Origin of the sequence: Microcoleus sp. AT9b-C3 (assembly GCF_036705485.1) — a bacterium.
GTDB lineage: Bacteria > Cyanobacteriota > Cyanobacteriia > Cyanobacteriales > Microcoleaceae > Microcoleus.
The window spans coordinates 132251-148809 of record NZ_JAUBUR010000004.1; the positions used below are offsets into that span (position 1 = coordinate 132251).

At 45.0% G+C, this 16559-nt stretch carries 14 protein-coding genes and 1 pseudogene; 9 read left to right on the forward strand and 6 right to left on the reverse strand.

Going from position 1 to position 16559, the window contains the following annotated elements; translation table 11 throughout:
- Window positions 1–122: 122 nt before the first annotated feature.
- Entirely contained in the window at window positions 123–926 is an 804-nt protein-coding gene (locus tag QUB77_RS05610) for an SDR family oxidoreductase (RefSeq protein ID WP_333170613.1), read from the reverse strand.
- 443 nt (window positions 927–1369) lie between these two features.
- Between QUB77_RS05610 and QUB77_RS05615 the strand changes: the two genes are divergently transcribed.
- Both QUB77_RS05615 and QUB77_RS05620 read left to right on the forward strand, forming a co-directional pair.
- The gene (locus QUB77_RS05615; protein WP_333170612.1) at window positions 1370–2296 is read left to right on the forward strand and encodes a DMT family transporter; all 927 of its coding nucleotides are present in this window, start codon (window positions 1370–1372) and stop codon (window positions 2294–2296) included.
- 163 nt (window positions 2297–2459) lie between these two features.
- The gene (locus tag QUB77_RS05620) at window positions 2460–3317 is read left to right on the forward strand and encodes an Hpt domain-containing protein (protein WP_333170611.1); all 858 of its coding nucleotides are present in this window, start codon (window positions 2460–2462) and stop codon (window positions 3315–3317) included.
- Window positions 3318–3456: 139 nt separating this feature from the next.
- On the opposite strand, the gene QUB77_RS05625 is transcribed toward QUB77_RS05620, so the two are convergent.
- On the reverse strand, window positions 3457–3831 hold the full coding sequence (locus QUB77_RS05625) for a hypothetical protein (protein WP_333170610.1): 375 nt from the start codon (window positions 3829–3831) through the stop codon (window positions 3457–3459).
- Window positions 3832–4320: 489 nt separating this feature from the next.
- Between QUB77_RS05625 and QUB77_RS05630 the strand changes: the two genes are divergently transcribed.
- From QUB77_RS05630 to QUB77_RS05640, 3 genes are all read left to right on the forward strand, one after another.
- Window positions 4321–6840, forward strand: coding sequence for an ATP-binding protein (locus tag QUB77_RS05630; RefSeq protein ID WP_333170609.1), 2520 nt, complete (start codon window positions 4321–4323; stop codon window positions 6838–6840).
- Window positions 6841–6962: 122 nt separating this feature from the next.
- Complete coding sequence (locus tag QUB77_RS05635; protein ID WP_333170608.1) at window positions 6963–8426, forward strand: CIA30 family protein; 1464 nt, start codon at window positions 6963–6965, stop codon at window positions 8424–8426.
- A gap of 167 nt (window positions 8427–8593) precedes the next feature.
- Window positions 8594–9472, forward strand: coding sequence for a sugar ABC transporter permease (locus QUB77_RS05640; protein WP_333170607.1), 879 nt, complete (start codon window positions 8594–8596; stop codon window positions 9470–9472).
- Between the two features lie 453 nt (window positions 9473–9925).
- Here QUB77_RS05640 and QUB77_RS05645 read toward each other — a convergent pair whose 3' ends face one another.
- Window positions 9926–10627, reverse strand: coding sequence for a DUF4079 domain-containing protein (locus tag QUB77_RS05645; protein ID WP_333170606.1), 702 nt, complete (start codon window positions 10625–10627; stop codon window positions 9926–9928).
- Window positions 10628–11234: 607 nt separating this feature from the next.
- On the opposite strand from QUB77_RS05645, the pseudogene QUB77_RS05650 reads away from it, so the two are divergent.
- Window positions 11235–11351 (forward strand): annotated as a pseudogene (locus QUB77_RS05650) (winged helix-turn-helix domain-containing protein); the annotation flags it as partial.
- 93 nt (window positions 11352–11444) lie between these two features.
- Here the strand turns inward: QUB77_RS05650 and QUB77_RS05655 are convergent.
- Both QUB77_RS05655 and QUB77_RS05660 read right to left on the reverse strand, forming a co-directional pair.
- Window positions 11445–11867 (reverse strand): DUF6335 family protein, encoded by a 423-nt coding sequence (locus QUB77_RS05655; RefSeq protein ID WP_333170604.1) that lies wholly within the window; start codon window positions 11865–11867, stop codon window positions 11445–11447.
- A 238-nt stretch (window positions 11868–12105) separates the two neighbouring features.
- Window positions 12106–12312, reverse strand: a complete 207-nt coding sequence (locus QUB77_RS05660) for a hypothetical protein (protein ID WP_190734170.1) — start codon at window positions 12310–12312, stop codon at window positions 12106–12108.
- Between the two features lie 165 nt (window positions 12313–12477).
- Between QUB77_RS05660 and QUB77_RS05665 the strand changes: the two genes are divergently transcribed.
- Entirely contained in the window at window positions 12478–12891 is a 414-nt protein-coding gene (locus QUB77_RS05665; protein WP_333170602.1) for a peptide chain release factor 1, read from the forward strand.
- Window positions 12892–13138: 247 nt separating this feature from the next.
- Here QUB77_RS05665 and QUB77_RS05670 read toward each other — a convergent pair whose 3' ends face one another.
- A complete protein-coding gene (locus QUB77_RS05670) occupies window positions 13139–14650 on the reverse strand; it encodes an FAD-dependent oxidoreductase (protein ID WP_333170600.1) in 1512 nt (503 codons plus the stop codon).
- Window positions 14651–14751: 101 nt separating this feature from the next.
- Between QUB77_RS05670 and QUB77_RS05675 the strand changes: the two genes are divergently transcribed.
- Together QUB77_RS05675 and QUB77_RS05680 are read left to right on the forward strand one after the other, a co-directional pair.
- Entirely contained in the window at window positions 14752–15597 is an 846-nt protein-coding gene (locus QUB77_RS05675; protein ID WP_333170598.1) for an ABC transporter permease, read from the forward strand.
- A gap of 109 nt (window positions 15598–15706) precedes the next feature.
- On the forward strand, window positions 15707–16558 hold the full coding sequence (locus tag QUB77_RS05680) for an ABC transporter permease (protein ID WP_333170597.1): 852 nt from the start codon (window positions 15707–15709) through the stop codon (window positions 16556–16558).
- Window position 16559 lies beyond the last annotated feature (1 nt).

A 16559-nucleotide genomic window follows, 5' to 3' on the forward strand; every position in this document is an offset into this window, starting at 1 on the left:
GTGGCTTTCCTAGTGTCTTTCTTTAGTTGTATATATTCAGGTGAACATACCCCTAAGACTGATGCGCGTTACTAATAATTGGTCGGGTGCTTATGGCGCAGCTTACCAATTCCAAATTAGGATTATAACTTGCCCTTTTCCATTGCCCACTGCATCAAACCGGGAAATAACCGATAAGCTTCCGACGCTACAAAAGCAGGGCCGACGGTAACTTCTGCACGCTGATTTTTCACAGCATCCCAGATAGCTTTAGCAATATCTTCTGGCTGAGTTGCCCACTCAGATTTCAGCATTTTGCTCATTTGCTGACGGCGCACTTCGACTGCAGGTTCGTCTCGATCGCGAAATTGAGCTCTTTCTAAAAAATCACTGTTAATCAGGCCCGGATGCACGGCGCAAACGTGAATACCTTGAGGCGCTAATTCCAATCTCAAAGTTTCTGTTAAACCGGTTACTGCATATTTGCTGGCACAATAAGCAGTCATTTGAGGCAAAGGCATTTTGCCGCCAATGGAACCAACATTGACTATTGTCCCTGTTTTTCGTTCCAGAAAATGTGGCAACATTTCTTGAATTGTGTTAACGCATCCCCAAAAATTGGTATTCATTAATTGCTGCCAGTCTTCGGAGGTAGTGTGCTCGATCGCCCCCGTGAGACAAATGCCAGCATTGTTAACCAAAACATCGATACTGCCGCAGGCATCTAGGGCTTTTTGGACGATCGCGCGCACTTGATGAATGTCGCCGACATCGCCCGGAATAGCTACAGCGGAAGTGCCTTCTCGCTGCACTTGAGCCGCTGCTGCTGCCAATCTCTCTGGCTGGCGAGCTACCATCACTACATCGTAACCTTTACTTGCAAATAAAATTGCTGTTGCTTTGCCACTTCCTTGAGAAGCGCCTGTAATCAGAACTGTAGGAGCCATAGATTGTTATAAATTGTAATATCAATTCCAGTTGAACCGGAATGACCGTTGACTGTTGACTGTTGACTGTTTGGACATTTTAACAATACCGATCCAACCGGAAACGAGATGATTCGGACTTGTGTGATGTTAAATTTTGTAGGGGCGGGTTCGCCAAAAATAATTACCCATAATCTACAATCTCATAAACCCGCCCTGCCCCTACTGCGATATTGAAACTATAACAGAGGTCAGGTAATTTTAGGCGCGCTCTAGGTTAATATTTCTGGAGGATAGCAATTTTTCATGATTGGCGATCGTTTTTTTTTTACAAACCGCGAAGACGCAAAGGACACGAAGGAAGAGAGAAGAGGAAAGGAGAAGAAGAGAAGAGAAATTATTCATAATTTGTGCGAAAATTGCTTTGTAAATTTTCCTAATGTCCAATGCCCAATGCCTAAAAAATGAATCTCCCGAAACAAGCACCTAATTGGTCGATCGCCCTAGTGTTAATTATTGGGGTTTTAGCCGTCTCAACTTCCTCAATCTTAATTCGGCTGGCTAACTTGAAAGCAGGGGCGGGCGGCTTGGGTTTCAGTCTGGTACTCGCGGCCTCTCGTCTGACTTTATCTGCTTTAATTCTGCTTCCGGCTTGGCGGAAAATTCAGTGGAACGCCTTGCAACCGGGAGCTCGGCGCTATGCTGCTGCTGCGGGTTTGTGTCTCGCCCTGCATTTTGCCCTCTGGATTACCTCACTTTCTTATACTTCGATCGCCGCCTCGACTGCCCTCGTCACCACTAATCCTGTGTGGGTAGCGCTGTTGTCGCGCTTCTGGTTCGGGGAAAAACTCAGCAAAATGTCGATCGCTGGCATTACTATAGCCCTGACTGGGGGAATGGCGATCGCTGTGGGAAGTGCGGGCGCAGCCGATGCTGGCAGCAGCCAACTGCTGGGCGATTTCCTGGCTCTGGCTGGTTCCTGGGCTGTCAGCTTGTATTTGCTGCTGGGCCGGGAAGCTCAGCGGCGGGGACTGGGAATTGGTGGCTATATCGCGATCGCCTATACTGTTGCTGCGATCGTCCTGCTGCCTCTCCCCTTCGCCTTCGGCACTACTTATACTAATTACCCCGACATTGTATATTTTTATATTTTGTTAACGGCCGCTTTGCCTCAGTTAGTCGGCCACACCATTTTGAACTGGGCGGTAGTGCAGATTTCCCCAACTCTGGTAACTCTTGCCATCTTGTTTGAACCGGTTGGGGCGAGTTGGTTGGGTTATTTGCTGTTTGGGGAAGTGCCGGCGCCGGCGGTACTCGCAGGTGCTGCGGTGCTGCTGTTGGGGGTAGCAACCGCTACCGTCGGAGCAAAAAAAATCACTGTCAACAGTTAAGAGTTAACAGTTTTCGACATTGCCACTACACTTGCCGTGAGTCAGAATAAAACAAATTAGGGCTTAAAAACCCCAATAACTCATCAGTGAAATATCGATTCAAAACTATCAAATGTCTGAGTAATGACTAATAATACTCGGCTGCCTTTAGGAGAATAAAATTATGCTGCCAGAACAACTACAGCGGATCATCGGCTACTTTATCGAAGAAGCCACAGAACAGATCCAAATTATCGGGCAAGGCTTGCAAGATATGCAATATACCGTGCCAGATCCCCAAAGAATACACCAGCTCATCCGAGCCTCGCACTCGATTAAAGGGGGAGCAGCTATGCTCGGATTTAGCAGCATTCAGCGCATTGCTCATCGGTTGGAGGATTATTTAAAGCTGCTTAGAGAATGTCCGATCGCTATTGATAGCAGGCTACAATCCCTCTTAACCGAAGTTTTTGATATTTTAGTAGCCCTCGTGTCAAAGGTTTCTAAGGGTTTTGGACTCAACCACGAAGATGCAAACCAAATGCTCTCCCTCGCCGAACCGGTTTTTGACGAACTCGATGCTTACCTGAGATTGCGAATTCCCACTCGCCTGACTGTGAGAGCTACTACGGACGAACATATTCACGTTTTCTCCGGTTACTGCACCTCCCTGAGCGAATTTTCCTCGGCTATGGCTTCGCGCGTCGGTTTGCTCGGTGGCACTATTACCCGCCACGAGCAGGATAGCCAGGGCCTACGCCTTTGTATTGACATTTACCTGCCGCCTTACACTAGGATCGAAAACATCCGCCAAGCTGTCGAACTCTCTGGCGCTATTATCGGGAATGTCCAGACGCAGCGCGACTTTTCGCTGCTGGCGACTGCGGATTATCCGGTTTACCAAAGTGCGATCGAACCTCCCGCAATTTGCATCGGATGCCGCTATTATTACGGCAGAAGCGACGGTGGCTACCTGCTCAACTGCACGATCCATCCCCGCGGCCCGGAAACAGAAGATTGTCGCGATCGCGAACCGGAATAACGGCTGAAAACTCAGCCCTCGGAAGCACGATTGGCCACCCGAAAAACTTTCTTCTGAAACCAATATTTTCCCTGGAACATTTCACATTACCCCCCTGCCAAATTCTTTTTGAGTTCCTAGATAATTAGAGCTTTCTCTTTTAGATAACTACATCCTTCTTCCTTCTGAAACCTGCCCTAACCACTGATACCCCAACTCGAATTAATTGCATCATGCTTGCAGGATGAGCGATCGCCCAGACATTGATTGTCAGACAAGTAATTGCCATAACTAGCAAGATGTATGTCGGAGGCATTACTACCCCGATCGCGAACCAGGTGAAAACGTGAAATATCATTGCTGTAGCCCAAAGGCTGGCCACAGCGACAGACGCCCAAATTTGCATTCGAGGTCGGTTTAGTCCTATCAAAATCGCTGTATGCAAAGTAGTCAGCAAGTTTGCCGGAACTAAGAAGGCACAGATAGCTATGCAGTAGGTATGAGAAAATTCAGTAATTGTATTGAAGTCGATCATCAGTCTAATTGTCGGGCCTGTTGGGTATACTTAAAGAGCTTAGCGTGACTTGACTTTCAGATCTTGTCACCCTTACCTTAACTTAATATTTCCGTAAGTAGGCCGCTCTGGAGACGCATTTCTCTCCCCCTTTTCCAGCAGGCAAAATTTTACCACAAATATTAAAGTTTGGGGAAATTATTAAACATACTTGAAGAATGGCAACAATTGCTATGATAATTAACATCGGGAAGCGATAGTATAGAAGAGCCAAGTCGGTAAAATTTCTAGAAGGCTGAGGCTGGTATAACAGCAACACATACTGCAGGCTGGTTTTCGACTAAATCATTTTTGATTCGCTGAGTATCGGGTGATTGATTCTCCGTGTCCGTCCAGGGATCGAGCCATTATGCGATCGAACAATATGAGATTATTATGGAAAAGCCAATTTAATCTCAAATCTCAAATCAATATAACCCTCTCCAAATTTCACAGCGGAAGACAAAGCAAATGGATCAACAAATCACAATTCCCGCACTCGAAGAAGTTGACTTGACAAACTGCGACAGAGAACCCATTCACCTATCGGGGCACATTCAGCCACACGGGGTGCTACTTGTGGTACGAGAACCTGAACTAGAAATACTGCAAGTCAGCGAAAATACGCAAGACTTGTTAGGAATTGATGCCAAAAGTGCGATCGGTAAAAATTTGAGCGTATTATTCAATCGAGTTCAACTAAAAAAACTCAATCTTTGTTTGCGTAATGAAAACTTAAAAACCGTTAATCCCATTAAACTCTCTGTCACAAACAAAGGTAAATATTTAGAATTCGACTGCATTCTCCACCGAATAGAAGAAGTATTGATTGTCGAGTTGGAATTAGCCACAAACCCAGAAAATATTTCTGTTTTTAGTTTTTATCATTCAGTGAGAGCCACGGTCAGTAAAATTCAAAGCGCCCCAAATCTCAAAGAATTATCTCAAATAACTGTAGAAGAAGTCAGAAAAATATCTGGTTTCGATCGAGTTATGCTATATCAATTTGACTGCGAAGGCAACGGCGCTGTGATCGCTGAAGACAAAGCAGAAAACCTAAGTCCTTTCTTGGGATTAAACTACCCCAGCTCAGATATTCCCAAACAAGCCCGACAACTGTATACGTTAAATTGGCTGAGGTTGATTCCCGATGTTAATTATCAACCCGTCCCCCTTGTTTCAGGAAACAATGCTGTTACCACCCAGTCTCAAAACCTCAGTTTCAGCGTGTTGAGAAGCGTTTCTCCCATTCACATAGAATACCTGCAAAATATGGCCGTTGCAGCTTCGATGTCAATCTCATTAATCAAAGACAAAAAACTCTGGGGATTGATTGCTTGCCACAACTATACACCAAAACACCTCAACTATGAATTGCGCGCAGCTTGCGAATTTATCGGGCAAGTAATGTCCTTAGAACTGCAATCAAAAGAAGGAAACGAAGACTACGACTACAAACTATACTTAAAATCGATTCAAACCAAGATTTTTGAAGACATATCCACGTCCGAAAACTTGTCACAAGTGTTAGTTAAATGTCAGCATAATTTGCTAGAAGCAGTCAACGCCCGGGGAGCCGCAATAGTATTTGGGGACAATTGCTATCGAGTCGGGCAAACACCTCAAGGAGAATCCCTCAAATACTTAACTCAGTGGGTGCAAAAGCATTTAAATAAAGAAATTTTTTATACAGACTCGCTGACCAAATGCTATCCTGAAGCTGAGGAATTTAAAGATACGGCTAGCGGGTGTTTGGCTATAGCAATATCGCCGACTCAGAAAATATACATTTTGTGGTTTCGCCCCGAAGTAATTAAGACCGTAAATTGGGCGGGCAACCCCAACAAACCAGTTGAAACCGATGAAGATGGCAACCCTCGACTGTCTCCTCGGAAATCCTTCGAGCTGTGGAAAGAAAATGTGAGGTACAAATCTTTGCCTTGGAAACAATGCGAAATAGACGCTGCCTTGGAACTGAAAAAAGCAATGATTAATATAGTGCTGCGCCAAGTTGACAAACTCGAAAAATTAAATACAGCACTAGAAGCATCAGTCGCCAGAGAACGCGAAAAAACTGCTAATTTAAAAACAGCAATGGCCGAGCTTAAGCGGGCGCAAACTCAATTGGTGCAAAGCGAAAGAATGTCAAGTTTGGGACAGTTGGTGGCGGCGGTAGCTTATGAAGTCACTAACCCGATTAACTTTATCTATGGAAATCTTAGTTATGCCAACGAATACAGTCACAAAATGCTGAATTTATTGCAGCTTTACGAGCAGCACTATCCTTCGCCTTCGCCAGAAATTCAAGCACAAATAGAAGCAGTAGAATTAGAGTTTATAGTTGAAGACTTACCCAAGTTGCTGGGTTCAATGAAAGTAGGAGCTAACCGCATCCGCGAGATAGTTCAGTCGCTGCGAAATTTCTCTAGAATTGACGAAGCAGAGATTAAACCAGTTGACATTCACGACGGATTAGACAGCGCTTTGCTGATTTTGAGCAACCGACTCAAACCGAAGCCCGATCGCCCCGCAATTCATCTCATCAAAAAATATGGCTCTCTGCCTTTGGTTGAGTGTTATGCAGTTCAAATCAACCAAGTATTTATGAATGTACTGGCAAATGCAATTGATGCTCTCGAAGAGGCCTTTGTCAACAATAATTTATCGCCGCAGGGCGGCGGCGAAGAGCCAGTTAAGTACGGACAAATTCGGATTGTCACTGAACTTTGTCCCGGAGAAAAAGCCGTAGCAGTTCGGATCGAGGACAACGGTTGGGGCATGGAAGAAAAAGTTCGCCAGAAAATTTTTGAGCCGTTTTTTACCACAAAACCGGTGGGCAAAGGTGCGGGGATAGGTTTAGCGATTAGCCACGAAATTGTCGTGGAACAACACGGCGGCAAATTGACTTGCATTTCTGCCCCCGGAGAGGGAACCGAGTTGATTATTGAGATTCCCTTGAGCCAAACTCATCCTAAACCCATTGTGAAGTGAAAAAAAGTCCGCGCTAGGGAAGCTATCCCGAAATTAGGAAATCGACCCAATTCACAAATCGAAAATTCGATTAAAATACAAAAGCAGCTAAGTAGATTTGAGCCAATTCAGAGGAAGCTAGTATGACTGAAAAAAAAACCGCCCAATGGGATGCCGGCCGGTTTCTCAAAACCTTGGCTTATTTCGGCGTCATTCCCTTCATTGGCAGCATTAGCTGGCTGCAACAAATCTTTGGAAGCAGCAGCAAAACTAAAAAAGACCAACCCAAACTGATACTGGTAGCCGGTGCCACTGGTGGCGTCGGGAAGCGAGTTGTCAAGCGGCTGCAACAGCGGGGATATAGAGTGCGAGCCCTCGTCAGAGATACCAAAAGAGCAACAGAAATTCTCGGCCAAAATGTCGAATTAGTCGAAGGAGATATTACTCTGCCAGAGACGCTAACACCGCGAGTAACCGAGGGCGTGGAAGCAGTTATCTGCTGTACCGGTACTAAAGTTCAACCGATAGAAGGAGACACCCCAACCAGGGAAAAATACTATCAAGGCATCAAATTTTATATGCCGGAAGTTGTGGATGTTCCCGAAATTGTAGAATACAAAGGCATCAATAATTTAGTCCAAGCTGTTCGCCGCCAGCTAATTCAAGCAGGCGACAAAACAATTTTTGACTTCACAAAACCCAGCCAAGATTTAAAAGAAACTTGGGGTGCCCTCGACGACATCGTGATGGGTGGCACCAGCGAAAGTTCGATTCGGCTGACAGGCAATACTGCTTTATTCACAGGCAATGTTTCTACTGCCAACTCGGGCGGCTTTGCTTCGGTGCGTACCCGCAACTTTGATACTCCGCTCAATCTCGCAGGATGTAGCGGCCTCCAACTGCGGGTCAAAGGAGACGGAAAGCGCTACAAATTGATTGTTCGCAACGAAGCTAAATGGGATGGAATTGGCTATTGCTATTCGTTTGATACTGTTTACAATATCTGGATTACTGTCACTGTTCCTTTTGATGAGTTAATTCCAGTATTCCGCGCCAAAACTGTCAAAGATGGCTCTAAATTTGATGCCAGCAGTATTTTTTCTTTTCAGTTAATGTTGAGCAAGTTTGAATATGATGGGGCGCTCAACCCGAAATTTACACCGGGTATTTTTCAACTGGAGTTAGAATCTATTAAAGCTGATGGGGGACAGGCTTTGCCGCGATTTGTGATGGTGAGTTCGGCCGGAGTTACCCGCCCTGGTCGCCCGGGAATTAACTTGGAAGAAGAACCGCCTGCAGTCAGGATGAATGATATGTTGGGGGGGATTTTGACTTGGAAGTTGAAAGGAGAGGATTGTGTGCGATCGAGCGGCATACCTTATACTGTTGTCAGACCTTGCGCTTTGACGGAAGAACCGGGAGGCAAAGCTTTAATATTTGAGCAAGGAGACAATATTAGGGGCAAAGTCAGTCGGGAAGATATTGCAGAATTGTGCGTGGAGGCTTTGGAACAACCGCAAGCTTGCAATGTTACTTTTGAGGTGAAAGAGGGGGAAAATGCCCGTTCTCAAGGAGACTGGCAGGCTTTGTTTTCGGAAGTTAAATAAGTATTATTTGTAGGGGCGGGTTTTGCGCGCACAATGATGAGGTTTGGTGCGCATTGCGCATCCTACAAATGCGAGTTATTGAGTAGGGTAAGGTGCGCATTGCGCACCCAGAGGACTCAGCGCCGGTGCGCATTGCGCACCCTACAAATTACCAATTACTAATTACTATGTCTTTTAGTTTTTCCCGACGCTCCTTGACTCCTTATTTGTTTTTGCTGCCTGCTGTATTTATTTTGAGTTTGACTGTGTTGTGGCCTGCGGTGCAAGCTTTTTATTTGAGTTTTACCAACTACGAATATGATTTAACTCAAATGCCGCAGTGGGTGGGTTTGAAGAATTTTAACAGGTTGTGGGGCGATCGCACATTCTGGCAAACTTTGACGAATACGCTGCTGTATCTCACCTGCGTTGTGCCTGTATTGGTTGTTCTACCGTTGGGAATGGCGATTTTGTGCAACCAAAAACTCAGGGGGATGAACTGGTTTCGAGCCGCATACTACACGCCGGCGGTGATTTCAATGGTTGTCGCCGGGATTGCTTGGAAGTGGCTGTTTGCTGAGACTGGACTGCTGAATCAGTTGGGGGAATTGTTGGGTTTACCTCCTGTTTCTTGGCTGGCTAATCCAAAGTTAGCAATCTTTAGCGTCATGGCGGTTACTATCTGGAAAGGATTGGGCTATTACATGGTAATTTATTTGGCAGGGCTGCAAGCTATTCCGGCAGAACTTTATGAGGCGGCTGCTATTGATGGTTCTGATGGTTGGGGAAAGCACTGGGATATTACTGTGCCGCTGATGAAGCCTTATTTAGTTTTGGTAGCCGTGATTTCGGCGATTTCTGCTACTAAGGTTTTTGAAGAAGTTTATATTATGACTCAGGGCGGGCCTCGCAATAGTTCTAAGACTGTTGTTTATTATCTGTACGAACGGGCTTTTAAGGATTTGGAAATTGGCTATGCTTGTACGATCGGGCTGGTTTTGTTTTTGCTAATTTTGGGTTTGTCGATTTTGCAAGTTAGCCTTCAGGGTTTGACTCGCAATGATTAAGATTTATGACTGATTAGAACTGACGCAATCGGGGCTTCATAAACTAGGTTTGACGGGGAGCATCTCACTTTTGCAGCCAAGCTAGAAATTGGAGTTAGGAGTCAGGAGTCAGGAGCCAGGAGAAAAGAGGAAGAAGGAAGGAGCCAGAAGAAGTGTTTTTACAGGCGTTGCTTAATCAGGGTATGAAAAAAATCACTTGAAAATCCAAAAGCTTTGTGGCTACTGGTTTCTGTGACGGGCATATTTAACGTTTCATACCGTAAATCAGCAACGCCTGTTTTTACAAATATGAGATGCTCCCGGTTTGACGTGAATATAGTCCTGAACGCACTGTACGGTCAGAAACCGGGTTTTTTTACGACAATTCTGCATTGTCGCCCACAGATTCGGTAAAAAACCCGGTTTCTTTGGTCTTAATGGGTAAATTCTGGAATATCAAAGTAATGCGATCGCTCACGGCTTTGGGCAGGTCTTATTGGCGAAATCGCAGGTATAAATATAGGGTTTCTGCCAGTTCAGAGGAATTTCTAATAAATCCCTGGTTCCGGTCATTCCCTGTCCCAGAAAGAGCAGCACAGCGATCGAGTTCAAGATCACATGGATAGTGCGCCAGCGATTTGAGCGGTCTTTGTAAATATCTTGAATGATGGCAAGGGAGAAAACCATAATTAGCGCAGCGGTGATGCCAATGTAGTAGTGAGACCAATACCATTCATTGGTTCGCCGATAAACGCCATCTTGAGTGCCAAGAATCACCAAACCCGTACCTGTTAGGGTCGCAAATATGCCGCGCCATAAAGCGGGTGTAGCTCGATATAGCATGACCAAAGAGGCGATCGTTGCAACAAACATCAGCACAATGAAAATGACCTGAAACGAGTTTTTGCTCCAAACATCCTTGCTCAAAATATGCTCAAAAATCGGGTAGGCTAGACCCAACAAAGTCACTCCAACCACAGAAACTGACAGAATTCGACCTGCTTTGACGTGTTCTGAACCGACTACAGGTGGAATTTTGCTCTTGGTGTCGATCGCAATTTGCTTCCGACGCTGCATGGTTTGCCACGCCATATTGAGAACAACACCAAGCATAGGAAAAACAATCGCTACAGCTAAAATAGGATGCAGCAAAGCCATAAAATCTTTAAATTCCATAGATCACCTTTTTGTTGAAGAGGGTTGGCTTCATCAGCCCGGTTTTTGCGATACATAATATCATACCTGGCGATCTAAGCACAGTAAGTTTGTAGTCAGGACTAATAGTGATTATTCAGCCGCATATAGAAGGCTAAAGTCCTGACTACAAACACGCTTTATGAGGGGTAATTCACCGGAAATGTTGATAAATCAGAAGATATATAGCCATCCTCGCATCATTTGTGAATTTCTTACTCCCTCCCCTTGATAAGGGGAGGGTTGGGGTGGGGTCAAAAAATTACGGCTCCTGCAAGGATTGCTATAGCAGTTGTCTATTGCGTGAGGTACAACTTTCTCAATTACGCAATTACCCAATTACAATTACCTTGTTCCCAGGGAAATGAAAACTGCTGGCGGTAATGTCAGTGCCAGTTAGCCACTAATTCCCTGCATCACTTTGAGCTTAGCTGAACAGTTCTTTGTTATTCCCAATAGTAGGCTAATTTTTGTTCGCTAAAGCAATGTGACCAGGGATATCACCCATCCACTGTGCTTTTACTTTCTTGTAGTAGTTGAGATAAAGCTTCCGATTAACGATTTTCTAGGCGTCACAAGGGTTGGCTTGTGCAACCTTATTGAAGTGTATATTCGTGCGTTACGGATTAAGTTAGAAGCCAGTAACTCAAAACGCCTGCTGCATACTGTTCGGGGAGTTGGATATGTGTTGCGAGAGGAAAAGTGATGAGGGGCGGATTTACAAATACCTGGGAGATGAAGTATGGATACTGGTGAACCCGCTCCTACTATACTACCTATTTTTTGGTGAAAAATCTACCTAGAAATCCGGTCGTTCCTGATAATCTTCTGCAGAACTAGGGTCTAATTCCCAGCGACTTTCATCTCGATGTTCAAGCATATTTGTTGTGTTCAAAATAGCGCCATCGGGCATTTCTATGCCCGCAGCGGCTCCGAGTTCGTCAACCATATCCAGGTCGGGAGTAGGCGCAGTTCCGCCCACCGATTGCTCGCCCGTGGCACTTTCTTGTTCCGCAGCCGGATCGCCATCCTCGCCGCCGATTTGGGAACTGGTGGAAGAGTAGTCCGAACTGCTGTCCTGCAGGGTTGTTATGTCGTCTTGGCTCACTCCGGGTTGATCGATGACGCCGGTACCGTAAGATTCGGTAATTTCTTGAGGCAATTCGCCCAAATTATCGCGTTCTGTAGTTGTTTTTGCGTTGCTTTTATTTTGCTTGGTCACGATACTTGCTCCTGTTTGTTTGGGAACTCAATTAAATTAAAAATGTCCGAATTTGGCTTAAACTGAATTGTTTTTAGTAATTGCCGATGGCTATAATTAAGTTGTATTGTAACTACTTTTTAAGCTTTTAGCTTCTATCCCAGGAAATATATTGATTCTGCTCAGCTATTTCATAGGGAATACAAAAAGCGATCGCCATTTTCAAACGGGCGATCGCTTTTTAATTGGGAGGCTAATTCTATTCGGGAAAATCAGGAATTACCCATTTGGGGGGTTCCATGCGTTTCCTTCTCACCGCTTCCTCTGCTATTTCTAGCATTTTATCGAGAGAAGTATTTTCAATAAAGTTAGACGTTGCTTCTGCGTATTCCCGCTTCGGGCACTTGTCGCCCAGAACGCAGCCATTGACGCAAGCTACAGCACAATCGACAGTGTTCTCCACCATAACTTTTTTCCTTTCACGGTTCCAACAACTAATAGGCAGGTACTCTGGGTGAATTTGTCAAGAGACTGCTCTATATCTTTATTTTACTTCACAAATTGTCATCAAAGGTCGATCGCCAGCGCAAAACTGTTATAAAATCAAAGCAACCTACTTAATCTGCCGATCGTGAACAATTTTCTGCGGCGCTTAAAACTTTTACCTTGGCGAGAAATGCTGCAAATTTCCGCCCTCGTCAACTGCATCGTGGTTGGATTAGAGTTATTTTTAGCATGGGGTTTCACGCAATCGCGGCCAATCCGCAAGGTCGTGACGCTTCTGTTCGGCTCCCCGCTGGGGACATTGATACCTTTCGCTGCTGCAGTGGGAATGGGAGCTTTAGCAGTGTACTTTTTAGAGTATTGGCAACAACAATTTTTGCTCAACCGAATTAGTTTGTGGGTTTTAGTTTTTTGCGTGCTCTTGGGTTTGGTGTTAAAGTCATTCCTACCCATACCTGCTTTATTAGCAAGTTTATCGGAAGCTGCACTAATTGGAGTTACGGTGGGAGTTTTTTGGAAAGGTCGGCCTTATTGGCGATAGTTAGGCAATTTTAGATTTTAGATTTTAGATTTTAGATTGGCTATGACTGATGAAGATTCGGGTTTCTAGCTTGTCTACACTTGCATTTTTTGGGAAAAATAGTATCATTAGTCATCGCTTATTGGTTATTAGTCTATATGTAGGGTGCGCAGTGCGCACCTTACCGCTTCAAGCAAGAAATTCCTTCTTCCTTCTTTCTGACATCCGTTAAATCCGTTACCGAATCCTTTGCCAAACTTGCTTATTCTTATGGCAGCCAAAAATCTGGAATGAATGTTTTAGTCAAACTGCGAGTAAACTGATTAATCTTTCTCCCGATTTGAATGTGCGGTTCGTCAGCTTCCACGGGAATAATTGCTGCTTTGTTCCCAAGTCCAAAACGCGAAATTACCAAATTTGCCGCCTCCAAACCAGTAACATAAGCTTTTTCCTGCGACCAAGAACCGTGGCGGGTTACAACCCAATCGCCGCTCATGAACACATTATCATAACTTGTTACCGCAGGCAACAAATACTGATAACTGCCCGGTGCAAAATGCGTCACCGCCCGCGACAGCCGAATCACGCTGCTATCAATTACTTTTGCCTCCCGAAAAGCAGGAATGCAAGTGGCTAAATCCCGCTGAACTAAGGAAACTATTTCCTCATCTTTTAGCGGAATTAATTGGTTTGCATGATAAAAGTCAGCTTCGACAACTGTTCCCGGTTCGTCTCGAAATTCGTCGTGCAAAGCATTCAAATCAAAAAACGTCCAACCTGTAGTTGAACTAAATCCAAAACAGGCATTAGAAGGCAGGGAAATGTCAATTTTCCTGTCAAACCACAGGCGAACAGCTAACACGTCAACGGCACCCAAATTCATGGCATCCCTAAACTCTTGGCGGCTTTGCAAAGCTGGACTGCTGCTGATAATTTTTTGCATTCCCGTGACGCCAACTGCAAAAATAACTGCGTCTGCATCGAAGGTTTCTTCGCCGCAAACAACGCCTGTGGCTCTGTTGTTGCTGTCAACAATTAAATCAGTAACTCGCCGCTGAGTCAATACTTTTGCGCGGATTTTTTCCAGGCGCTCGATCCAGGGACGAAAAATTTTTTCTCCGACTGTGCCGCGACACCAAACTACATCAAAATCCGGTTGGTGTGCTAATATGAAATAATACAGCATTCCCAAAGCTGCGGCGGCAGAACATTGTTCTCCTGGTGCAAATAAACCTACTAATAACATCGGTTCAAAAGCATCGCGGTATAGCCTTGCAGAAACGCCAAACTGTTTGAATAGTTCGCGGGCTGTGACGCGATCGTACCTGCGCCAAGCTTCGTGGGAATTGTCGAAATCTAGGACGGCGTAGAGTAAGGGTAAGGCTGAAAGCCGATCGACTAAGGGCAACCTTTTAAATCGCGTGTAAAGAAATGTTCCTAACGGTGTGGGAAGCCGCGGTTCGTCCTGAAAAATTGGCGATTCTACTTCCAATCCGGCGGGTGAATACTGACAAGAACGAGTCCAAGGCGTGAAGGGATCGAGTCCTAATTCCTTGACTAAGGAAAAGATATTTTTGTAGGGATACCAGAAGCCATGAATGCCTGCTTCTACGGAACGCCCGCCGGCGGTTTTCCACCCTGCAACTAAGCCACCCGGATAAGGGCCTGCTTCTAGCAGGGTGACATCATAGCCTTGCTGCGCTAGGTGATAGGTAGCACCTAAACCGGCCCATCCTGCACCGACGACGACTATTTTTGGGGTTGACGATTCTGCTGACATTGCGTACCTCTTGATAATTTATTAATGATGACATAATTCATAAAATGCGGATTTGATATAAAATGTGTTGCATTATGTGCTAAATTTCGCTTGAGTGAATAATGAGTGTCAAGAACCGCCAGCAAACTAACCTGTTGCTGCTCTTATTTCCCGCTACCGCATGGCTGATGGTTTTCTTCATTTTGCCCGTGCTAATTGTACTGTTGTACAGTTTCTTAGAACGCGGTACATACGGCGGCGTTACTTGGATATTTACTCTCAGCAACTACCAGCGTTTGTTCAGTGGACTTTTCTTAGGAGTAATTGGGCGATCGCTCTGGCTGGCTTTTTTGACCACGGCCACTTGTTTGTTAGTTGGCTATCCCCTAGCATTTTTCATCGCCACCCGTTCTCCCCGCTGGCGAAATGCTTTGCTTTTGCTGGTAATTATTCCATTTTGGACTAACTTTTTAGTGAGAACATACGCCTGGATCATACTGTTGCGTAGCGAAGGAGTAGTTAACACAGCCTTGCAAAGCCTGCAAATTATTAGCGAACCGTTAAATTTGCTTTTTACGCCTTTCGCTGTGGCGATCGGTCTTATATACGGCTATTTACCTTTCATGGTTCTGCCTTTATATTCTAGCATAGAACGCTTCAATTTTTCACTGGTAGAAGCCGCTCAAGATTTAGGGGCAAATGATATTCGCACTTTTTGGCGCGTATTTTTACCATTAACAACTCGTGGCATTGTGGCGGGTTCGATTCTAGTTTTTGTTCCCGCTGTCGGCGCTTTCATCACACCGGATATATTGGGCGGTTCTAAAACAGTTATGGTGGGAAATGTGATTCAAAATCAATTTATGAAAGCCCGCGACTGGCCTTTTGGCTCGGCGCTTTCTATGCTGTTGACGGTAATCATATTGATTCCTGTGTTAATTTACTTCCGCGTGTCTGACGAAACTTAAACAGGTAGATTGAGATTTACAGTTGGGCGGGGCGGGTTTATGAGATTATTGGTTTTAGGCACACATTGTCTGTAAAACCCGCCCCTACAGGCTACCTTATTTTGGACTCATGACTAAACTAGACTTGCTCGTGCGGGCGATCGGCAAAAAGTGGCTTTGGGTACAAGCTGTACTAGCATTTGCCTTTCTTTACTTGCCAATTCTGATCTTAATTATTTACTCTTTTAACGCCTCCAGATTCAATGCCGTGTGGCGCGGCTTTACCCTCGATTGGTACCGCAGTTTGTTTAGCAATGCAGGCGCGACGATTGCTACGAGTAGCAGCGCCGGAATCTGGACAGCACTCAACAACAGCTTGCTAATTGCAGCTATTTCGACTGTGTTAGCGACAATTTTTGGTACAATGATCGCGCTAGCACTGGAACGCTTTCATTTTCCGGGGCGCAAAGCTGTAGAAGCTTTACTGTTTTTGCCGATTATTATGCCCGATATTACGATCGGCATTTCGCTGCTAGTTTTCTTTACCCTAGTATTTCGGATCGTAGAAAATCTCACGGGAATTCGTCTCAATCTCGGCTTACCTACCGTAATTATCGGTCATGTTGTCTTTAATATTTCCTTTGTGACTATTACTGTCAGGGCGCGTTTGGCGGAACTAGATCCTCAATTAGAACAAGCAGCTTTTGACTTAGGCGCTAACGAATGGCGGACTTTTTGGCGCATCACTCTCCCTCTAATTTGGCCCGCTATTTTCAGCGCAGCACTCCTGGCTTTTACTCTGTCGCTGGACGATTTTGTCGTGACATTTTTTACCACTGGCGTCGGTTCCATGACGCTACCATTATTTGTTTACGGCATGATAAAATTCTCAGTGACGCCAGCGATTAATGCCATTTCAACTTTGATGTTGTTGGCTTCCTTGATGCTGGTTTTATCATCGTTAAAAGTTCAGAAAAGTTAAA